The organism is Kitasatospora sp. NPDC036934, from assembly GCF_055608425.1.
On sequence record NZ_JBVJQR010000001.1, the window covers coordinates 334,388 to 355,536 of the forward strand.

A 21,149-nucleotide genomic window follows, 5' to 3' on the forward strand; every position below is an offset into this window, starting at 1 on the left:
CCGTGGGGCCGGGCTGGCCCCACGGCCCACGTCGCTGCGTCACTAGCCGTGCGTCACACACTTGTTGGCGCTGTTGGACCACAGGCCCTGGAGGTCGAAGGTGCCGGAGCTCAGGGTGACGTAGGCGTCGAGGTTCTCGCACTCGTCGCCGATCTCGCCGCCGCCGCCGTTCCAGCCGATGCTGGGCCAGAAGTCGGTGACGGTCTCGGCGTACTCGTGGGTCTCGGTGGACTCGATGCCGGAGAGCATCCGGCCGTCCGTGAAGGTGGTGCAGGCACCCGCGCCCATGTCCGGGATGTACGGCAGGTTGGTGTACGCCAGGGTGCCGTAGGAGCTGCTGGTCTTGTCGTGCCAGGCGCAGAAGCCCGAGTTGGGGAAGCCGTCCGGGTGGGTGCCGGTGGGGGAGACGACCACGTACTGGGCGTTGAGGTTGGGTGCCTGGGTGGTGTTGCCGAAGTGGGCGGCGGCCTTGCCGGCCTCGGCGGCGATCTGGGCGCTGGTGGCGCTGGTGGGCGCGGCGGCGGTCTTGTCGAACCAGACGCCGGCCAACGGGGAGGAGGCCGGGTGCTGGACGTGGACGCCGTTGGTGCCGCAGTTGGTGGTGCCCTTGGCGACGCCCTCGCAGTACTGGCTGAGGATGGTGCCCCAGGTGTCCTGGCTGCCGTACAGTCCCTTGAACATGTTTTGCATGTCGGTCGCGACCCCGGCCGGGTCGGCGGACCACTGGGTGCCCCAGAAGACCAGGTACACCTTGGGGGTGGGGGACACCACGCCCTGGGTCGCGGCGGAGCGGACCGACAGGGTGTTGCTGCTGGTCGCGGCGTGCTGCCCGGTGGCGCCGGGGTGGAGCGGCTTGGTCCCGAAGTGGGCTGTGGCCGGGGCGGGTTGGGCCTCGGCTCCGGCGGCCAGGGTGGTACTGCCGAAGGCGGCCAGGGCCAGCGCGGTGAGGGTGTGGGCGGCGGCCTTGAGGGGTGTGCGCATGCGTCTGCTCCCGAGTGTGAGGGTGTGGGAGGTTTGTCCGTGCGGGTCGAGCCCGGACACCACACCAACTCGGCGGCGGCTCCGTCCAGATGGCGGACACGGTGGCGCGAAGCCTTTGCCGTGCTCATACCAAGTCCTTGTCGGCGGCAGGCCGATGAGGCGCCGGTGAAGCGTTCGGCGCACGGGACCGCACTGCGGCTGCGACTCGTCGGTGCGGTAGTCTCGGTCGCCTCCAGCCGGGTTCCGCACGTCTTGAGCAGGACAAGGGAACGAGCCTGAAAACCGAAGCCACAGCTGACGACCCGGATCAGGGAACGGTTGTCGCCAGTCCCTTCCAACTGCCGGCCTTCCGATGGTTCTTCACCGGACGGTTGGTCTCGCTGCTCGGCAGTGCGATGACTCCGGTGGCGCTTTCCCTCGCCGTGCTCAACGCGTCGAACAGCGCCGGCGACATGGGTGCGGTGCTCACCGCCAACACCGTTCCACTCATCGTGTTCACCCTGGCCGGCGGTGTGGTCGGGGACCGCTTCCCGCGACGACTGGTACTCCTGGCGTCGAATCTCGGGGCCGGCCTGACGCAGGCCGTCGTCGCGTTCCTGCTGATCTCCGGGAATTACGACCTCGGTTCGCTGATCGTCCTGGAAGCCGTCAACGGAACGGTGGCGGCCTTCACGAACCCGGCGCTGCGTGGCATCGTTCCGGACATCGTCCCCAAGCCGCAGATCCAGCGCGCGAATTCGGCGCTGGGATCGACCAGTAACGCGACCAAGGTACTCGGGCCGACGGTCGCCGCCACCATCGTGGTGACCGCCAACGGCGGGTGGGCCATCGCCGTCGACGCCGCCACCTATGCCGTCGCGGCGGTCTGCATGTTCCGGATCGGCGTGCCGGGCAACACCCCGCCGCGCAAGGCCGGCGCCTTCGTCGCCCTCCGGGAGGGGTGGACGGAGTTCACGTCCAGGACCTGGGTCTGGACGATCGTCGCCTCGTTCGGTGTCGCGAACTGCATCCAGGTCGGCATCTGGACGGTCCTCGGACCGCTGATCGCGAAGGAGCGGATCGGCGAGACCTCGTGGGGCATGGTGCTCAGCGTCAGGGCCGTCGGCATGCTGCTCATCGCGGTGGTGATGTACCGGGTCACCGTGAGGCGCCTTCTGCCCGTGGCGCAGCTGTGCGCGAGCCTGGTGGGCCTTCCGCTGATCGCTCTGGGGTTGGTGGCGAACTCGTACTGGCTCGCCGCCACCGCGTTCGTCGCGGGTCTGAGCTTCGGGCTGTACAGCATCGCCTGGGAGACCACGATCCAGGAGAACATCCCGAAGGACAAGATCGCCCGGATCTCCTCCTACGACAATCTCGGATCCTTCATCGCCATTCCGGCGGGGCAGCTCTCGGCCGCCCCCATGGCGAATGCCTTCGGGGCGTCCCGGGTCGCTTTGGTCGGCGGCTTCCTGTGGATCGCCCTCACCCTCTGCCCCCTCCTCGTCCCCTCCGTGCGCGGCCTGCGACACGGGGCATAGGGCGGGGCAGCCCCGGCCGGGGAGCTGCGCAGCCTGCCGGGGCTGGGCTGGGCGGGCGCGCCGCCGCGCTGCGGGCACACCGTCGCACGGTCGGAAAGCGAACCGCCCGGTCGCCCGCTCGGGTGAGCGGGCGACCGGGCGGTCCGGGGTGGTGCGGCGAACGCAGGGACGCGTCGGTCAGACGGTTACCTCTTCGATCTGCTCCGCCGGACGCTCGGCGGCGGCGGGGGTGTTCTCCCGCGACGCGTTCCCCTCGGGCGCGTTCTCGCGCGGGGCGGGGAGCGCGGCCATGATGACGGCGGAGATCACGATGGTCGCCGCCCAGGCGAGCCCGTACTTGCCGACCGGGGTGCCGGAGAGCGGGCCGGCGAACCAGTCGCACTTGGTGAAGGCGAGGCCGAACAGCAGGGCGAGGACCCAGGCGACCATGGCCTGCCAGCAGAAGCCGCCCGTGTACCAGTAGCGGCTGTTGCGGCTGGTGTCCATCAGCGCGTCGGCGTCGTAGCGCACGGCGCGCGAGCGGCGGCGGTACATGTCCACCGCGTAGACGCCGATCCAGGCCGAGAAGGAGACCGCGAGCAGGATCAGGAAGGTGATGAAGGAGCCCAGGAAGCTCTTCGCGACCAGCATCAGCAGCAGGCCGCCGACCAGCGAGATCACGGCGTTGATGCTGACGGCCATGGCGCGCGGCAGCTTGACGCCCATGGTCTGCGCGGTGAAGCCGGCCGAGTACATGGAGAGGCTGTTGATCAGCAGCATGCCCACGATCGCGGTGAGCAGGTAGGGCACGGCCAGCCAGGTCGGCAGCAGGTCACCGAGGAAGGAAACCGGGTCCGCGGCCTGCGCCAGGCCGGGGGAGGCGACCGCCATGACGGCGCCCATCAGCACCATCGGCACCATGACCAGGCCGGCGCCGGAGACCGTCACGCCGACGATCTTCTTGCCGGAAGCGGCGTGCGGCAGGTAGCGGGCGAAGTCCGGGCCGGTGGGGACCCAGCTGATGCCGCCGGCGGCGATGGTGCCGATGCCGGCGATCATCATCGCGGTGGTGCCCGCGGGCTTGGAGAAGACCTCGCTCCAGTGCATGGTCGCGATCAGGTAGCCCAGCACCAGGATGCTGAAGACTCCGAACAGGTACGTCGACCAGGTGTTGCAGACGTTCAGCGCCTTGCGGCCCATGCCGGAGACCAGGAAGGTGCAGGCGACGAAGGCGAACAGCGTGATCACGATCAGCGCGGTGTTGCTCTTCACGCCGAACATCAGGTCCAGGACGGTCAGCACGGCGTAGGCGCCGGTGACGGCGTTGATCGTCTCCCAGCCGAACCGGGCGATCCAGAGGATCGCGCCGGGGAAGAGGTTGCCGCGCACACCGAAGGTGGCCCGGGAGAGGGTCGCGCCGGGCGCCCCGCCCCACTTGCCGGAGACCGACAGCACGCCGACCATCCCGAACGACGCGAGTGCGGCGCACGCGGCGACGATCAGCACCTGCCAGAAGTTCAGCTGGTTGAACACGACCAGAGCCGCACCCATGGTGAGCAGCAGGACGCTGATGTTCGCCGCGACCCAGGTGGGGAAGAGCTCGCGGACTCTGCCCCGTCGCTCGTGGTCGGGGACGGGTTCGATACCGCGTGTCTCTATCGCGCCGTCGTCGGTGGCGGCGGTGGACAGGTTGCCCATGAGGGTGGCTCCGTGCGTGTGAAGCGGGAGAATCGGTCAAATGGAACATTTATGGAACTCTTCGCGCGTAGCGCGGGAGTTCGGCCATCCTACTTTGTTCCAGATGCGCCCGATTGCTGCGGTTGCCGGAGGCGGAGGGGGCGGGGGCGGGCGGGGTCGGAGGGCGGGGCCGCTCGGTCAGCCGATGAGGCCGAGGCGCGGGCCGCCCCGCTCGTGCAGCCGCCGGAGGAAGCCGAGCACCCCGGCGGAGCCGCCGGCCCAGGTGGCGCTCGGCCGGGCGAGCCCGGTGTCCGGGAACACCGGACGGGACGGGGTGCCGCCGCTGCGGCTCAGGATGATCGCGGCGACCGTCCGGGCTGCCGCCCAGAACTCCTCGGAGCCGCCGCCGGAATCCGGCTCGGAGTCGGAGGCGGACTCGCAGCCGGAGCCGTACGTGCCGCATGCCGCCGCGACGTCCACCAGCAGCTCGCCGACGCCGGCCAGCCCGCAGCACTGGGTGACCAGCGGCATCCGCGGCGCGAGTGCGGCGCAGGTGCGGGCGGTCCGCCGGGCGAGGGCCAGGTACCCGGGTTCGCCCAGCCGGTCGGCGGCCCGGACCAGCACCGAGCCGACCCCGGCCAGGCCCCGGCACCAGGAGCCGTAGCGGCGGGTGGCCCCCGGGGCGGTGGCCCGGGCGAGGAGTTCCGGGGCGACGGCGGCGAGCCGGGCGCAGGCCCGTTCGGCCCGGCGCAGGGCGGCCGGGTCACCGCTGGAACTCGCGTACTCGAGCAGGAAGTAGGTGACACCCGCCTCGCCGTGGGCCAGCCCTTCGGCCAGGGCGGCGCGGCCGGGGGTGGCCGGGCCCGCGGGGGACAGCCGGGCCCCGCCGGAGGCGAGCACCCGGGCGCACTCGGCGGCGACGGCGAGGTGCCGCTCCCGGCCGCCGCCGACGCCGAGCCGGGGGGAGTCGAGCCGGGCGGGGTCGAGCCGAGCGGGGTCGAGCCGGGCCAGTAGGAGGCGGCCGACGCCGATCCCGGCGACCCCCTCGATCAGGTCGGCCTCCGCCGGCCCGCCGTCCGGCCCCCGGGACGGCAGGTCGTCGCCGTCGTCGGGGCCGGGTCCGGTTCCGGCCGCCGTGAGGAACAGCTCGACGCCGGTGCGCCCCGAGTAGAAGCCCGGTGACAGGCGCCGGGACTGCCCCGCCGTCCACCGCGCCAGGGCGTCGACGGCCGCGGGCACCCCGGGCCGGTGGAGGTGGTGCAGCAGCTCCAGGCCGAGGCCCGCGCTCCCGCCGTAGACGTCGACCGGCGTCGGGACGGCGGCGCGGGCGGCGAGCACCGGGTCGGCGATCCGCTGAGCCTCGGCCACGCAGTACGCGGTGGTGTGCTCGATGATCTCCGCGAGCAGGCCGTCATCGATCCGGCGAGGCGTGGTCCGGGGAGGCGTGGTCCGGGGAGGCGTGGTCCGGCGCGGTCCGGCGGCCGTCCGTCCGGTCCGGAGCCGTTCGGCGCCGACGGCGCGTTCCGCCGGGTCGAGGCTGGTCAACTCGGCGATCAGGGAGAGGAGGTGTCGGTGTTCCGCGCCGGGCAGTGCCCGGTCCAGGCCGGCCAGGGTGCTGTCCCGGTTGACGGCGGGGTCGCCGTCGACGATCACCGGGTCCAGGCCGGTGGCGGCGAAGCCGAGGGTCGCGCCCAGCGCGTGGTAGTCGTCGACGGGCTCGGCGGGTTCGCCGACCGGGCGTCGGACCGGGTCGCTGTAGCCGGGGGTGGAGCCGTCCGGGTCGGCGCCGTCGAGCGCGCTGATCCCGAAGTCGACCAGACGGCATCGGCCTTCGGCGTCCAGCGCGATGTTGTCGGGTTTGAGGTCGCGGACGACCACGCCCCGCCGGTGGATGCCGTCCAGCAGCCGGAGCAGCCGGGTGGCCAGCGCGGCGAGCCGGTCGGGTCGGTAGGGGCCGTGCTCCTGGACGTCGCGCCGCAGGTCCCGGTCGCCGCAGCTGGTCATCACCAGGTACTCGTCGGAGCGGTGCCGGAAGGTGTCGAGGGCCCGGGGCACTCCGGGCAGGCCGTCGAGCGCGACGAGAACGGCCCGCTCGTGACGCAGCCGGGCCCGGGCGTCCGCCCCGGTCTCGTCCTCGGCGACGAAGGCCCGGGCCTGCTTGATCACCACCGGCAGCCCGGTGCGGAGGTCGACCGCCCGGTAGACGTTGCCCTGGGGCTTGCGCGCGATGCCACCGGTGACCCGGTAGCGTCCGCCCAGGGCGTGGCCGGCGGGGGACGGCACTCGGGCCGCCCGGTGCTCGAAAGGGTCCTCGGCCCAGGGCGGGCAGCGGTAGGTCGCGGCGGCCAGCCCGTCGAAGAGCCGGCCGTCCGGGGCGACCATGACGGACTCCAGCCGCCCGGCGCGCCCGGTCCGGTAGTCACCGGTGAACGGCCCGTACCGGTAGTAGACGGGTGCGTCGGGAGCGACCCGCCGATCGCTGACGACCTGCGGCCCCTGCTGCCCGCGTAGCACCGTGACGAGTTCCTCGGCGAGCGCGACCGCTGTGCCCGGTGCCGGGTAGACGGTGATCGCCTTGCCGACCGAACCTGCGCTGCGCACCCCTGAGTTGAGCTCCCGCAGGACCTCTGGGCCGAGTGCCCACTTGGCGTGGCAGACGTACCGCGCCAGCACCGGCAGGGCGAGGGCGAGCACGGTTTCGAGTTCGCCGGGGCGGGCCGAGACGTGCAGTTTCCAACCGTGTTCCACCGCCGGCATCCGCGGGTCGGTCAGGTACGACCAGGTGTCGTCGGACCAGCTGCGGCGGCCGGCGATGGAACCGGTCACCGTCAGGAGTTGAAGTCGCAGGCGAGGCGGGTGGTGGCGGTCACCCACGGGTCGGCGAGACACGCGGTGGCCTCGCGGTCGGTGTGGTCGTCGTCCTCGAACACGATCGTCTCGTCGTCTATCACCAGCGGACCCGCGTCGCGGATCTCCTCGGTCATGGTTCCGGGCATGTGTCGCCTCCAGCTCTGGTCGTGCCTCCGGTGATGGTGCGGGACGCGGCCGGTTCGGCCGCTCAGGCCCGAACGGGCCGGGATCCCGAACCACGAAGGTAGGGAGGAACGTTCCGCCTGACAAGGGGCCAGGACGCATCAACTCCACTTCCCGCACACATTCGTGGAGGAGTCGTGGACATGCCGCCGGTCCTCGCGGCCGCGCGGTTCGGGGGCTGAGGCCGACCGCGTGCCGGCAGCTCGTCGGGTCGGTGACCAGGTCCAGCACGGCCCGGGCGACGTCGGCGCGCGGGGCGGTGGGGTCGGCCGGACCGGACTCGACGGCGTGCCGGTAGCGGCCCCGGCCGGGCCGGCCGGTCAGCCGCGGCGAGCGGACGGTTGCGGGCACCGGGGCGAGGTGCCCGCAGTCGACTGACCTGATGTGCCACCGGGGCGACATGGTCCTGACGGCCGGTCGGTGCTACGGGCCGGGGGAGAGGTAGCGGCGCCCCGGTATCTGTTCGAAGATCAGGTTGGTGCGGGTCTGGGCCACCGCCGGGTGGGTGGTGAGGTGGTCCACGACGAAGTCGCGCAGGGCCTCGGGGCTCGCGACGCCGACGTGCAGCAGGTAGTCGTCGGAGCCGGCCATGTGGAAGACGGCCAGCACGCCGGGCAGATCGGGGGCGGTGCCGCGGAAGCTCTCGTTCTGCTCCCGGGTGTGGGCGCGAAGCCGGACCGAGATCATCGCCTGGAGCGGCAGCCCGATCGCGGCCGGATCCAGCTCGGCGCGGAAGCCGCGGATGGCGCCGCGGTCCTGGAGGGTGCGGACCCGGGCCAGGCAGGTGGAGGGGGCGATGCCGACGGCGGCCGCGAGGGCGTTGTTCGGGAGGCGGGCGTTGTCGGCCAGGGCCCGGATGATCGCCCGGTCGACGTCGTCGAGGGGTGCCCGGCGGGCCTGCGGATTGTTCGGCATGCCCGCCAGGATCCCAGTCCGTTCCGAAGATTCGCAACTCTGATCGAGCCATGCCCGAATGTTCTTCGGAGGGTCTTCCCCGGGGCGCTCGAAAGTTCCATCCTTGCCGACGGTCGTCACCGGCACCGAGGGTGACGGCCGTCCCGCAGTCCCCGCACCCCCCGGAGCGTTCCGCCCATGAGTCCGACCGCCTTCCCCACCGCCGCGACCGCCGTCGACCCCGGTCCGGAGCTGGACGGCGGCGACTTCGCCCTCCCCGAGGGCGGCCTGGACGACGACCACCGGCTGCGCGCCCTGGACGCCGTGGACGAGTACCTGACCCGCAAGCGCAAGCACCTGGTCGGCTACCAGGCCACCCAGGACATGCAGGGCACCGCGCTGGACCTCGCCCGCTTCCTGCCGAACAACATCAACAACCTCGGCGACCCGTTCCAGAGTGGCGGCTACAAGCCCAACACCAAGGTCGTCGAGCGGGCAGTGCTCGACTACTACGCGAAGCTCTGGCGCGCCGAGCGCCCGCACGACCCGGCCGACCCGGAGTCCTACTGGGGCTACATGCTGTCCATGGGCTCCACCGAGGGCAACATGTACGCCCTGTGGAACGCCCGGGACTACCTGAGCGGCAAGGCGCTGATCCAGCCGCCGGCCGCGCCCTTCGACGCCGTTCGCTACGTCAAGGCCGACCCCGACCGGCGGAACCCGAACGCCCACCATCCGGTGGCGTTCTACTCCGAGGACACCCACTACTCCTTCGCCAAGGCCGTCGCCGTGCTGGGCGTGGAGACCTTCCACGCCGTCGGCCTGGAGAAGTACGCCGACGAGTGCCCGCTGGTCGACCCGGCGACGGGCCTGCGCACCTGGCCCACCGAGGTGCCCTCCCGCCCGGGCCCGTCCGGCCTGTCCTGGGACGGCCCCGGCGAGATAGACGTGGACGCCCTGGCCGTGCTGGTCGAGTTCTTCGCCGCCAAGGGCCACCCGGTCTTCGTCAACCTCAACCTCGGCAGCACCTTCAAGGGCGCCCACGACGACGTCCGCGCGGTCTGCGAGCGCCTGCTGCCGATCTTCGAGCGGTACGGGCTGGTGCAGCGCGAGGTGGTCTACGGCAGCTGCCCGCAGACGGGCAGGCCGCTGGTGGACGTGCGCCGCGGCTTCTGGATCCACGTGGACGGCGCGCTCGGCGCCGGCTACGCGCCGTTCCTGCGGCTGGCCGCCGAGGACCCGGCGTACGGCTGGACGCCGGAGGCCCGGCTGCCCGAGTTCGACTTCGGGCTGCGGCTGCCCACCGCGGCGCACGGCGAGGTGGACATGGTCTCCTCGATCGCGATGAGCGGCCACAAGTGGGCGGGCGCGCCCTGGCCCTGCGGCATCTACATGACCAAGGTCAAGTACCAGATCTCCCCGCCGTCCCAGCCGGACTACATCGGCGCGCCGGACACCACCTTCGCGGGCTCCCGCAACGGCTTCTCGCCGCTGATCCTCTGGGACCACCTGTCCCGCCACTCCTACCGCGACCAGGTGGCGCGGATCCGCGAGGCCCAGGAGCTCGCCGCCTACCTGGAGCGGCGGCTGGTCGCCATGGAGGGGGAGCTGGGCGTCGAGCTCTGGCCCGCCCGCACCCCGGGCGCGGTCACCGTGCGGTTCCGCAAGCCGAGCCCGGAGCTGGTGGCCAAGTGGTCGCTGTCCTCCCAGGACGTGGTGATGGTGCCGGGCGACGAGGCCACCCGGCGCAGCTACGTGCACGTCTTCGTGATGCCCTCGGTCGACCGGGCCAAGCTGGACGCCCTGCTCGCCGAACTCGCCGAGGACCCGGCGGTCCTGGGCGCGCGGTAGTCCCCGTCAGAGGTTGGTCAGCTGGTCGCCCTTGGCGTCCTGGAGGACGTGGTCGACGCAGACCGCGAGGATGACCAGGAGCAGGGCGTCCTGCTGGCTCAGCACGTCGACGGCGTAGGCGTCGCGGACGGTGAACCAGCGGCGGGACACGTGCGCCAGGGTGGTGCCCTCGTGGCGTATGTCGAACTCGCGGTCCCACAGGTTGCCGTTGATCCGCAGCTTGCGGCCGTCGCCGAGGCGGACCTTGAAGCGGTCGCCGAAGAGCTTGAACAGCTTCTTGCTGACCTTCGCGGTCGGCTGCCCCTCCTGCTTGATCAGCAGGGTGTGGTGGAAGGTGAAGGCCTTGCGGACGATGCTCGCGACGTGCTCGCCGCGGGTGTCCTCCAGGGCGAAGGTGCGGTGCAGCCGGAAGAACTTCCGGTTCACGCGGTAGAGCTTCTCCCGGTGCTCGGTCTCTATCCAGGCCTCCTCGTGGAAGGCGAACATGCGGTCGCGGACCAGGTAGCGCACTGTGGGTCCCCCCGTGGTGGATCCGCCGGCCCCCGTGGCGCGGCGCGGCCCAGAGCGTAGCGGCTGGTCAGCGCGGGGGTGGGGCAGGGGGTGGTGCTTTTACCGGTCCGCGACATTCCGCCGACACGACGGTGACGTCGAGGGTCTGTCCGGCAAGGTCCGCCGGGCAGGCCCTGGGCCCGCTTCCGGGGCCGGGGGAGGGTCGGGAGGTCGGTCAGGCGATGCCCTGCCCGTCGATGTCCGCCCCCCACTGGTCCTCGCCGACGGCACCCACGCAGTAGCCGCCGCCCTGCACCGTGCCACCGGCCTCCTGGCACTGCTCGGCGGTGACGTCGGCCGGGAGCGCCCAGGCGGGGGCGGAGCCGGCGAGGAGGAGGACGGCGGTGGCGGCGAGCGGGACGGCCAGGCGGGTCAGGCGGGCCGGGGATGCAGTGATCATGCGCCTTACGAGACCACGCGCCGGGGGTGACGGCGAGTCAGGTGCGTCCATTCGCGGACCCCCGGGGCGTACCGATCAGTGCGGAGGGGCCGGCCGCGGGGGCCAGGTGCCGGGGGCGAGGACGCCGAGGGCGTAGGCGTGGGCGACCAGGGCGGTCCGGTTGGGGAGGTGCCAGCGGCGGGAGAGGCGGGTGAGGTGGTAGTTGACGCCGTCCGGAGTGAGGCCGACCTCCTTGGCGATCCGGGCGGTGGTGGCACCCCGGGCGGCGGCGGCCAGGATGCGGGCCTCGATCGGGCTGGCCTCGGGGCGCGGGGTCGGGAGGGCCGGCGCGGGTCGGGTGGCGGGTTCGTCCAGGGTGCGCAGGGAGAGCAGCAGGTTCGGGGTCTGCTCCGGGGTGTCGCTGACCAGGTCGACCGTCATCTCGCCCTGCCGCTCGGTGCCGCTCGCGGGCGTCCAGGAGACCCCGACCGAGTACTGCGAGCGCCGGTGCAGCCGGATCGCCTCGGCGAGCGTCTGGAGGGACGTGCCGTCCCGCAGGGTGAAGTACTCCAGGATCCGGCGGTTGCGCAACTGCCCCGGCAGTCCGCCGAACTCGGCGGCCATCGCCCGGTTGACGATCAGGATCCGGCCGCCCCACTCGCACACCGCGATGGGCAGCGGGTTGTGGTCCAACAGGCGCAGCGCCCGGTTGCGCCAGGTCACGGCGGCGTCCAGGCGGGTGTCCGGTGCCGGACCGCAGCCGTCGGTCGGTCGCATCCCTCGTCCTCCTCCCGCGGCAACCGCCCCCGGCAGATCCGACGGGTCGTGGGCAAGTCTCCGGATGCCGCTGGGACTACACAATCATGTAGTGATCGCCGCCCGGCGCGTCCGGCGAGGGCAGAGAGTGGAGATACCGAGAACTTTCGCCGTGGGAGGGACCTACCGATGACCGAAACCACGACCGAGGCCGTGCCGGCGACACCGAGCGGGGCCGTGAGCGTGAGCGACACCGCCGCGAACGTGAACGACACCGCCGTGAACGTGAACGCCGCGAACGTGACCGGGACGGCCGGGAGTCAGACCGCACCCCGGGCCCTGGGCGTCCCGCTGGTGGACATCTCCGACCTGCCGCCGGTCAGCGTTCCGGTGCTGCGCACCATGGAACTGGCGAGAGCACACGGCTCGGCCTTCCTCCAGCGCCTGCACGGCCGCGAGGTCCTGATGGTCAGCAGCCTGGAGCTGGTGGAGGAGCTGGCCGACGAGGAGCGCTTCACCAAGGCCGTCGGCCCGGCCCTGGAGAACGTCCGCGAGTTCACCGGGGACGGCCTGTTCACCGCCTACAACGACGAGCCGAACTGGGCCAGGGCGCACGACATCCTGATGCCCGCCTTCGCGCTCGGCTCGATGCGCACCTACCACCCGGTGATGCTGAAGGTGGCCCGCCGGGTGATCGAGTCCTGGGACCGCCGCGCGGCCGCCGGGCTGACCGTGGACGTGCCCGGCGACATGACCCGGATGACCCTGGACACCATCGGGCTGGCCGGGTTCGGCTTCGACTTCGGCTCCTTCGACCGGGACGAACCGCACCCGTTCGTGGAGGCGATGGTGCGCTGCCTGGAGTGGGCGATGACCAAGCTCACCCGCGACCCCGAGCTGGACCACGGAGAGCGCGACGCCGCGTTCCGCCGGGACGCCGACTACCTGGCCGGCGTGGTGGACGAGGTGATCGCCGCCCGGGCCGGGAGCGGTGACGAGGCCGGCCCGGCCGAGGACCTGCTCGGCCTGATGCTCGGCGCGGTGCACCCCGCCGACGGCAGCCGGCTGGACATGGAGAACATCCGCAACCAGGTGATCACCTTCCTGATCGCCGGCCACGAGACCACCTCGGGCGCGCTGTCCTTCGCGCTGCACTACCTGGCCAAGAACCCGTCCGAACTCCGGCTGGTCCAGCAGGAGGTGGACGCGCTCTGGGGCGACCAGACCGACCCCGAGCCCTCCTACGAGGACGTCGGCCGGCTGCGGTACACCCGGCAGGTGCTCAACGAGGCACTGCGACTGTGGCCGACGGCGCCCCAGTTCAGCCGGGAGGCGCGCGAGGAGACCCTGCTCGGCGGCCGGATCCCGGTCCGCCCGGGGACACCGATCTTCGTGCTCACCCCGATGCTGCACCGCGACCCGGCATGGGGCGACAACCCGGAGCTGTTCGACCCCTCCCGGTTCGATCCGGAGCGCGAGGCGGCCCGCTCGCCGCACGCGTTCAAGCCCTTCGGCACCGGCGAACGCGCCTGCATCGGGCGCCAGTTCGCGCTGCACGAGGCGACCATGCTGCTGGGCATGCTGGTCCACCGCTACCGGCTGATCGACCACGCCGGCTACCGGCTGACCCTCAAGCAGACGCTCACCATCAAGCCCGACGGGTTCACCCTGGCCCTCGCCCCGCGCACCCCGGCGCCGCCGGCCCGGCACCCGCAGCCGGCCCTGACGGTCGGGACCACCGAGTCGGCAGAGCGCGCCGGGCGGGTCCGCCAGGGCACCGGACTGCTGCTCCTGCACGGTTCCAACTACGGCGCCTGCCGCGACTTCAGCCGCCAACTCGCGGACGCCGCCGCCGAACTGGGCTGCGACACGGAGACCGCCGCGCTGGACGCGTACGCCGACGGGCTGCCGACCGACCGGCTGGTGGTGATCACGGCCGCCTCGTACAACGGCCAACCCACCGACGACGCAGCCGAGTTCGTCCGCCGACTGCGCGAGGCCCCGGAGGGCGCGGCCGACCGCGTCGAGTACGCCGTGCTCGGCATCGGCGACCGCACCTACGCCGCCACCTACCAGCGCATCCCCACCCTGATCGACGAGCGGCTCACCGCCCTCGGCGGCACCCGGCTGCTCGACCGCGCCGAGGCCGACGCCTCCGGCGATCTCGCGGGCACCGTAAGGGAGTTCACCGAGGCGCTGGCCGGGCTGCTGCTGGCCCGGTACGGCGACGCCGACGCCGTGACCAGGCCCCGGGAGGAGGCCGGGTACACGGTGACCGAGCTGGTCGGCGGCCCGCTGCACGCGCTGGCCACCCGGCACGGCATGAGCGAGCTGACCGTCACCGCGGTCGGCAGCCTGACCGACCCCGGCTACCACCGGGTCAAGCGGCTCGTCCGGCTGGCGCTGCCCGAGGGCACCGAGTACCGGACCGCCGACCACCTCACCGTGCTGCCGGCCAACGACCCCGCCCTGGTCGAGCGCGCCGTCAGGCTGTTCGGCGCCGACCCGGACACGGTGCTCGGCATCGTCGCCCACCGGCGCACCGGCCTGGCCGTCGACCGCCCGCTCACCGTAAGGGAGTTGCTCACCCACCAGGTCGAGCTGCAGGACCGTCCGACCGCCGAGCAGCGCGCCACGCTGGCGGCGCTCAACCCCTGCCCGCCCGAGCAGGCCGCACTGCGCGCGCTGCCCGCCGACGACCCGCGCACCCTGCTCGACCTGATCGAGGACCACCCGGCGCTGCGGGAGGCGCTGAGCTGGCCGGTGCTGCTGGAGCTGCTGCCGCCGATCCGGCCCCGGCACTACTCGATCTCCTCCTCGCCCGCCTCCTCGCCTGCCGGGCAGGAGGGCGACGGGCGCGAGGTCGAGCTGATGGTCTCGGTGCTCAGCGCGCCGGCCCGCTCCGGCCGGGGCACCTACCGGGGCACCGGCTCCGGCTACCTGGACCGGCTGGCCGTCGGGGACACCGTGCTGGCCAGGGTGCAGCCCTGCCGGGAGGCGTTCCGGATCGGCCACCGCAGCCCCGTGCTGATGATCGCGGCGGGCACCGGACTGGCGCCGTTCCGCGGCGCCGTCGCCGACCGCCGGGCGCTGCGGGCCCAGGGCGCCGACCTCGCCCCGGCCCTGCTGTACTTCGGCTGCGACGCCCCGGACGCCGACTACCTGCACCGGGCCGAGCTGGAGGCGGCCGAGCTGGCCGGCGCGGTCTCGATGCGGCCCGCGTTCAGTGAGCGGCCGCAGGACGGGCGGCGCTTCGTCCAGGACCGCATCGCGGCGGAGGCGGCGGAGGTCTGGGAGCTACTCGCCGCCGGGGCCGAGGTGTACGTCTGCGGCGACGGCGCCCGGATGGCGCCGGGCGTCCGGGAGGCCTTCCGGACGCTCTACCGGGAGCACACGCCGGGCGCGGACGAGCAGCAGGCCCAGGACTGGCTGCAGGGCCTGGTCGAGGCCGGCCGCTACGTCGAGGACGTCTACGCGGGCTGAGCGCCCGCCCGCGGTGACCGCACCGCACGGCCGTCCGCCCGCCGCATCCCTGGGGTGCACCGGGCGGACGGCCGTTCAGGTCTGTCCGGGGGGTGGCTGTTCGGGTGTCAGTAGACGTGGACGTCGTACTTGGTGAGCGCCGCGTTCACCGGCTGGAAGAACGTCGTCCCGCCGGAGGTGCAGTCGCCGCTGCCGCCCGAGGTCAGACCGAGTGCCTTGGTGCCCTCGTACAGCGGGCCGCCGGAGTCGCCCGGCTCGGCGCAGACATCGGTCTGGATCAGGCCGCGGACGACGCCGCCGCCGGTGTAGCGCACCGTGGCGTTGAGCCCGGTGACGCGGCCGCTGTGGGTGCCGGAGGTCGACCCGGTACGGGTGACGGACTCGCCGACGTACGCGTTGGGGGCGGAGGTGAAGCCACCGGGGTGGTCGAGCGCGCCGTTGTCGTAGCGGACCAGGGCGTAGTCGTGGCCCGGGAAGGTCGAGGCGACGGTCGGCCCGATCAGGGTGCTGTGGGCGCCGTCCGCGTACCAGGTGGAGGCGACGTTCCCGCAGTGCCCGGCGGTCAGGAAGTAGTGGGTGCTGCCGCTGACCACGTTGAAGCCGAGCGAGCAGCGGTACCGGCCGCCGTAGACGGCGTCCCCGGCGGCCAGCAGCGGGGTGAACCGCCCGGGGACGCGCTGGATGGTGAGGGCGGGCGCGTCAGTGCCGACAGCGCGTGCGATCCTGGCCAGCCCGGCCGGGGGGACGGTGCTGTCGGCCGTCACCACGACCCGGCCGGCGTCCTCGTCGACGTACCAGGCGGTGCCGTCGACCCCGGCGTTCTCGACCGCGTCGCTCACCGAGGCGAGCTGCTCGGCCGCGGCGGCACGGGCGGGCGCGGCGGCCGCGCCCGGCACGGCGACCGCGGTGGCGGTCAGCAGGCCGAGGGCCACGGCGAGCAGCCGGCCGGGGCGCCCGGCACCGGCGCGGGCGGTCCGGGGGGTGTGGGCGCTGCGGGGGGTGTGGGCGCTGCGGGTGGTCCTGCGCATGGTCCTCACCGGGCTCCTCCTGGGAGTGCGGGGCCCCGGCGGGTTCGGGGCCGTGAGGCGCGGTCAGGCGGTGGGCGGACTCCGGCCGGTGCTCTCCGGAAGCAGGACGGGATGATCTGCCCCTGACAGGCGCTGTCCGGAAGTATGAGGAAAGGGACGGTTCGGTACAAGCTTCCTGACGTGGTGTCGGCCGGCCCACGAACGGTCCGGGGGGATCACGGGTGGTTCGTGCCGCCCGTACGGACTCGTACCCCGAGGTGGGGCCCGCCCCGGGGCCGCGGGCCCGGCCGGCGGAGTACGGGGGCACGGGCCGGGCGTGCGGGGGAGCCGGGGGCGCGCGGCCGTCAGGCGCGCAGCAGGGCGTCGACCCGCGCCGCCACCGCCAGCAGCGCCCGGTCGGCCAGCCGGGGCCCGATCAGCTGGACACCGACCGGGGCGGAGCCGTCGATCGGGAGCGGGAGCGTCACGGAGGGCAGGCCCGCGGTGGCCGCCGGGGAGGTGTTGCGGATCAGGGTGTGGAAGGTGGGCACCGCCCGGCCGTTGAGCGGCAGGCTGTCCTCGTACCGGCGCAGCGGCCGGGCGCACACCGGGACGGTGGGGCTCAGGACGGCGTCCAGCCCGTGCGCGCCGAACAGCTCGGCGTAGGCCCCCTGGAGCGCGCGGCGCGCGTCCAGCGCCCGGCGCAGGCCCTCGGGCCCCGGGTGCCCGGGGGCGATGGGCAGTGCGGTCGCCCCGAGCAGCGCCGCGATGTCCGGGTCGGCCACCGCGGCGATCACCTCGGCGGAGCCGATCCCGGCGCGGTGCTCGTCGAGGTAGCGGCCCAGGGCGGCGGCGAACTCGCCGAACACCAGCGGGAATCCGATCCGGGCGTCGGCCTCGGCCAGCTGCGCCGTGTCCACCGGCACCCACTGCGCCCCCGCCGCGCTGAGCCGCTCGACGGCGGCCTCCCAGCCGGCCTGGACCGGGCCCTCCAAGTCCTCGGCGAACACCTGCCGGGGCAGCCCCAGCCGCAGCGGCCGCCCGTCGGACCGGGGGCCCAGGGGCTCCCAGGGCTCCCCGGCGACCAGGGCGTCCAGCGCGCTGAGCCGCTCCAGCGAGCGGGCCATCAGCCCGGGGGTGTCCCGGGTGGTCGACAGCGGGGTGACCCCCGTCGAGGAGTAGCGCCCGGCGCTGGGGCGCAGCCCGTAGATCCCGTTGAGCGCGGCCGGGATGGTGACCGAACCGCCGGTGTCGGTGCCCAGCCCCGCCTCCGCCACGCCCGCCGCCACCGCGGCCGCCGTGCCGCCGCTGCTCCCGCCCGCGAACAGGGCCGGGTCGGTGGCGTTCCCGACGGCCCCGAAGGTGTGGTTGTACGAGGTGGCTCCCAGGGACAGCTCGTGCATGTTGGTCTTGCCCAGCACGATCGCCCCGGCCGACCGCAGCGCCGCGACCACGGGCGCGTCGGCGTCCGGGACGAAGCCGGTGAGCCCGGGCGTCCCCGCGGTGTTGGGCAGGCCCGCGACATGGATGTTGTCCTTGACGACCAGGCACCACGGCGCCGCCCCGCCCCGCTCGTCCCGGCGGTCCGCCGCCGCGAGCGCCCGCTCGGCGTCGAGCGTGATGAACGCGTTGAGCTGCTCGACGGCGGCGGCCCGATCGAGCGCGGTCGACACGAGCGCCCGCGCGGGGCCCCGGTCCGTGGTCTCGGTCTGGCCCATGGCGGGTCGGCTCCTCCGTGCTCGCCCCGGACCGCCCACCCGCGGCGCGGGCGTGACCGGGTGACGGGTGGTCATACCGTACCGGGCCGCCCCGGCCGGGAGCTGCCGGGGGCGGGGGCGTCGGGCGGGCGGCTGAGCCGCGCGACTGTGCGGCCTGGGCCTGCTGGGCCTGGGAGGCCGCGTCCCGGACGGGCCGGGCGGCGGTGTCCTGGTCGGCGTGGTGCCAGCCCTTGCGTTCCGGCTACGGCTACGGGCAGAACTGGATGACGGCGTGGCGGCCGTCGGTGCGCCACGGGGTGGCGGTCGCGTCGAGGCGGGTGACGGTGTCGGCGTCCAGGCCGACGATCACATCGGACTTCAGGGTGCGCAGGGCCGCCACGGGGGTGGGGAAGTGGCCCGCGGTGTCCCGGAACGGGGTGGTCGGGGGCCAGAGCCGGTCGCCCACCAGGCGGCGGTAGTTGAGGTCGCCCTTGAGGATCGTCATTGCCGCGCCCGCGAGTTCGGCCCGGAGGTCGGCGGGCAGGTCGTGGTAGGGGAGTGGCGCGCAGAAGAACGGGTGGGTGCGGACCACGAGCGAGCCGCCGCCCATCGCCCGCCAGAGCCGGCTGCCGACGGCCGCTGCCGACGGTGACGGCGCGGAGCGCAGCCGGGCGAGCGAGGCCAGGACGTCCGCCGTGGTCGCGTCGGACACGAAGTACGGCTGCGGCTTCACGTAGAGGACCACCTCGGCGGCCAGTCCAGCGGTCAGCAGGTGGTCGATCAGCACGAGGTCCGGCAGCAGCTCCCGGCCGGCGTTGTCCGCGATGAGGCAGACCCGCCCGCCGCCTTCGCCTCGCCGTAGCCCGGCCCGGATCCGCGCGCGGTCGTCGGCGAGGAGTTCGGTGGCGGCCGCGGCGCCGGGCCGGGCCGTGAGCTGGAAGCTGAGGTCGGCGCGGTTGCCCCACAGCGCGGAGGTCAGCAGCGCGTCCGCCCGGCGGGCCGGCGGGAGGGCGTCGAGCTCGTTCAGCGCGGCCAGTTCGCCGTCCACCGCGGCCCCTGCCAGCTCGGCGTCCTTGAACGGTGCGAACGGGTCGATGCCCTGCCAGGCGCCGGGCCGGAAGTACCCGGTGGCCTCCAGCAACCGACGGTAGAAGTAGCTCTCCGCCCACAGGAACGGCGCCTCGCCCCACGGCCTGCCCCACAGGTCCGCACCCCACCGCCGCCACTCGGCGGCGTCCGCCGCGTCCTCGCCCAGCGGCTCCAGGACGCCGCCGGTGCTCTCCGCCAGCAGCCGTTCGACCGCCGCCCGCTCGACCGGGCCGTACGGCAGGGCGTCGAGGACCTGCCGTACGAGTTGGGGGTGGCGCTCGTGGAAGACGGCCCGGGCGAAGGACCCGGGGACGTCACTGCGGATCACGGGGGCGTGCGACACGGGCTCGTTCTCCTGGTCGTACGGGTGGCGGGGCTCGGCGGCGGCCCGGTCCGGCCGCGCGCATCCAGCCGAGCGTAGACGATCACGGGGAGGGGACGGGCGGGGGCGAGTCGCAGGGGAAGGCCGGGGGAGGAAGTCGGCGGCCGAGGTCGGAGGAGCAGTCGGAGCAGAAAAGTGTTATCCGACCGCCCGTCGAGCGCTCTCCTGGGCGTGGGAACGAACGCGCAAGGCCGCGGCAGAGGGTGTGCGGCCGGCACGCGGGGTTCGAGATGGGGCGCTCCGCGCGGAGGACGGGAGTCTCCGGCCGCGTTCGTTCCCACGGCGCCCGACCGGATCGTCCCGTCCGTCCGGCGCCGCCCGGCGGTCCGCACGCCACCCCCACGGAAGCGGACCGTCGGGCCCCCTTCGGGCTCGTCAGGCGCGGTGGAGCCGCCAGATCAGCTCCTCGCCGGTCTCCGCCGGGGCGACGGCCTCGGACGGGCGGCGCAGGTGCCGGGTGAAGCCGAGCCGGGCCGGGACGGCGCCGCTGGCCCGGTTGGCCGGATCGTGGACGATCTCGACGAAGGCCACGCCGGGGAGCCGGAAGGCCTGCTCGGTGAGCGCCCGGGCGGTCCGGGTGGCGACGCCGCGGCCGGTGGCGGCCGGATGCAGCCAGTAGCCGATCTCCCGGCCGTCCCCGGGGGTGTCCGCCCGCCGGAACAGTCCGCAGGTGCCGACGATCGCTCCGTCCAGCAGGATCGCGTAGGTGAAGTCCGTGCCGCTCTCCCACAGCGCCGACCGCTCGGCCAGGAACTCGGTGGTCTTCGCCAGACTGTGCTCGGCGACCCACGGCATCCAGGGCCGCAGGTGCTCCAGCGACTCCTCGATGACCCGGAAGAACTCGGGGAGGTCCGCCTCGCCGCGAAAACGGCGCATTGTCACCTCACCCAGGACGATTTCCTGCTCAGCCAGTGCCATCCGGGGATGATGTCCGCCGGCCCGGTGCCCCAGCAACGGAATTCCGGTGCCGGCGCAGCAGGTACAGCAGGGCACCGACGCCGGACGCGGCACCGGCGATCACCACCAGTGAGGCGTCGGCGGTGCCCACCATGGCGAGGTCGAACCGCGGGTTCTCCGCGAGGTCGGTGAACTCCGGCTCCACCAGGCCGCCCGGATCCTCGGTGACGGAGACCCGCTCGCCCACCGTGTCGCCCGACCCGCACTTGACGGACTCGGTGCGCCCCGGGGCGCCGTCGTAGCGCACGGCGCACGAGTAGCTGGTGGTCTTGCCGTGGCTCACCCGGACGGCGGCGACCGTGCCCGGGTGGGTGGTGCCGCGCATCGACAGCACGGTGGACTGGACGGCGTTCATGCTCATCAGCGGCACCGCGAGCAGCGGCGCCAGCAGCAGCGCCAGCGCCAGACACCGCATCACCGTGGACTGGCAGAGGCACAACACGGCGTAGATCAGGCCGATCCCCCCGGCGAAGACCAACGCCAGCGACGGGACGAAGAACCACGCCCCGAACGCCCCCAGCGCCCCACCCAACGGCATCAGCACGGCCGCCGCCGGGATCCACAACGCCGTCAGCAACGGCCGCCGTGGCCACGGCGTGTCGTTCTTCCCCCGCTTCTCCGGCCGGGCACCGGCCCGGCCGTTCCGGCGGTGCGACTGCCCGGCAACCGGCGTCCCGGGTGTTCCGGGCGTCCCGTAGTGCGTCATGGCGGCAGATCCTGCCAGGTCAACCCGGGAACGGCCGGAGCCGGGGGACGTTCCTTTGCCGGAGCGGGCGGCTTGTGGAGGTCACCGGTGGAACCGGTGGAAGCCCGTCACACCGAGAGGACCGGGAGCGGCACGTGGCGCCCGCAGCCGGCGAGCGGAGCCCGCAGCCGGCCGACGGTCTGGGGCGGGACGACGCGGGGCCGTAGGGCAGG

At 73.6% G+C, this 21,149-nt stretch carries 16 protein-coding genes; 3 read left to right on the top strand and 13 right to left on the bottom strand.

Annotation, left to right across the window (positions count from 1 at the left end; genetic code table 11):
- Nucleotides 1–42 precede the first annotated feature (42 nt).
- Complete coding sequence (locus ACZ7BZ_RS01540) at nt 43–981, bottom strand: hypothetical protein (RefSeq protein ID WP_470356578.1); 939 nt, start codon at nt 979–981, stop codon at nt 43–45.
- Nucleotides 982–1,319: 338 nt separating this feature from the next.
- Here ACZ7BZ_RS01540 and ACZ7BZ_RS01545 point away from each other — a divergent pair, with 338 nt between their 5' ends.
- Entirely contained in the window at nt 1,320–2,498 is a 1,179-nt protein-coding gene (locus ACZ7BZ_RS01545) for an MFS transporter (protein ID WP_470356804.1), read from the top strand.
- Between the two features lie 177 nt (nt 2,499–2,675).
- Here ACZ7BZ_RS01545 and ACZ7BZ_RS01550 read toward each other — a convergent pair whose 3' ends face one another.
- The 4 genes from ACZ7BZ_RS01550 to ACZ7BZ_RS01565 form a co-directional block, all read right to left on the bottom strand.
- Entirely contained in the window at nt 2,676–4,175 is a 1,500-nt protein-coding gene (locus ACZ7BZ_RS01550) for a purine-cytosine permease family protein (protein ID WP_470356579.1), read from the bottom strand.
- A 177-nt stretch (nt 4,176–4,352) separates the two neighbouring features.
- Nucleotides 4,353–6,980 (bottom strand): class IV lanthionine synthetase LanL, encoded by a 2,628-nt coding sequence (lanL, locus tag ACZ7BZ_RS01555; protein ID WP_470356580.1) that lies wholly within the window; start codon nt 6,978–6,980, stop codon nt 4,353–4,355.
- Between the two features lie 2 nt (nt 6,981–6,982).
- Nucleotides 6,983–7,150, bottom strand: coding sequence for an SflA family class IV lanthipeptide (locus tag ACZ7BZ_RS01560; protein WP_470356581.1), 168 nt, complete (start codon nt 7,148–7,150; stop codon nt 6,983–6,985).
- A 460-nt stretch (nt 7,151–7,610) separates the two neighbouring features.
- Complete coding sequence (locus tag ACZ7BZ_RS01565; protein ID WP_465741382.1) at nt 7,611–8,102, bottom strand: Lrp/AsnC family transcriptional regulator; 492 nt, start codon at nt 8,100–8,102, stop codon at nt 7,611–7,613.
- Nucleotides 8,103–8,279: 177 nt separating this feature from the next.
- Here ACZ7BZ_RS01565 and ACZ7BZ_RS01570 point away from each other — a divergent pair, with 177 nt between their 5' ends.
- On the top strand, nt 8,280–9,932 hold the full coding sequence (locus tag ACZ7BZ_RS01570) for a PLP-dependent aminotransferase family protein (RefSeq protein WP_470356582.1): 1,653 nt from the start codon (nt 8,280–8,282) through the stop codon (nt 9,930–9,932).
- 6 nt (nt 9,933–9,938) lie between these two features.
- Here ACZ7BZ_RS01570 and ACZ7BZ_RS01575 read toward each other — a convergent pair whose 3' ends face one another.
- From ACZ7BZ_RS01575 to ACZ7BZ_RS01585, 3 genes are all read right to left on the bottom strand, one after another.
- Nucleotides 9,939–10,442, bottom strand: a complete 504-nt coding sequence (locus tag ACZ7BZ_RS01575; protein ID WP_470356583.1) for an LURP-one-related/scramblase family protein — start codon at nt 10,440–10,442, stop codon at nt 9,939–9,941.
- Nucleotides 10,443–10,656: 214 nt separating this feature from the next.
- Complete coding sequence (locus ACZ7BZ_RS01580) at nt 10,657–10,881, bottom strand: hypothetical protein (protein ID WP_465741376.1); 225 nt, start codon at nt 10,879–10,881, stop codon at nt 10,657–10,659.
- A gap of 75 nt (nt 10,882–10,956) precedes the next feature.
- Nucleotides 10,957–11,637 (bottom strand): PAS domain-containing protein, encoded by a 681-nt coding sequence (locus ACZ7BZ_RS01585; RefSeq protein WP_470356584.1) that lies wholly within the window; start codon nt 11,635–11,637, stop codon nt 10,957–10,959.
- Nucleotides 11,638–11,805: 168 nt separating this feature from the next.
- Here ACZ7BZ_RS01585 and ACZ7BZ_RS01590 point away from each other — a divergent pair, with 168 nt between their 5' ends.
- Nucleotides 11,806–15,099 carry a cytochrome P450 gene (locus tag ACZ7BZ_RS01590; protein ID WP_470356585.1) on the top strand — a complete coding sequence of 1,098 codons (3,294 nt, stop codon included), beginning with the start codon at nt 11,806–11,808 and terminating at the stop codon, nt 15,097–15,099.
- Nucleotides 15,100–15,206: 107 nt separating this feature from the next.
- Here the strand turns inward: ACZ7BZ_RS01590 and ACZ7BZ_RS01595 are convergent, their stop codons facing one another.
- The 5 genes from ACZ7BZ_RS01595 to ACZ7BZ_RS01615 form a co-directional block, all read right to left on the bottom strand.
- Nucleotides 15,207–16,127, bottom strand: coding sequence for a S1 family peptidase (locus ACZ7BZ_RS01595; RefSeq protein ID WP_470356586.1), 921 nt, complete (start codon nt 16,125–16,127; stop codon nt 15,207–15,209).
- A 344-nt stretch (nt 16,128–16,471) separates the two neighbouring features.
- Nucleotides 16,472–17,824 (bottom strand): amidase family protein, encoded by a 1,353-nt coding sequence (locus tag ACZ7BZ_RS01600; RefSeq protein WP_470356587.1) that lies wholly within the window; start codon nt 17,822–17,824, stop codon nt 16,472–16,474.
- Nucleotides 17,825–18,071: 247 nt separating this feature from the next.
- A complete protein-coding gene (locus ACZ7BZ_RS01605; RefSeq protein WP_470356588.1) occupies nt 18,072–19,235 on the bottom strand; it encodes a damage-control phosphatase ARMT1 family protein in 1,164 nt (387 codons plus the stop codon).
- A gap of 414 nt (nt 19,236–19,649) precedes the next feature.
- Nucleotides 19,650–20,192 (bottom strand): GNAT family N-acetyltransferase, encoded by a 543-nt coding sequence (locus ACZ7BZ_RS01610; protein WP_470356589.1) that lies wholly within the window; start codon nt 20,190–20,192, stop codon nt 19,650–19,652.
- Complete coding sequence (locus ACZ7BZ_RS01615) at nt 20,179–20,937, bottom strand: hypothetical protein (protein WP_470356590.1); 759 nt, start codon at nt 20,935–20,937, stop codon at nt 20,179–20,181. The genes ACZ7BZ_RS01610 and ACZ7BZ_RS01615 overlap by 14 nt, the downstream gene beginning before the upstream one ends.
- Nucleotides 20,938–21,149 lie beyond the last annotated feature (212 nt).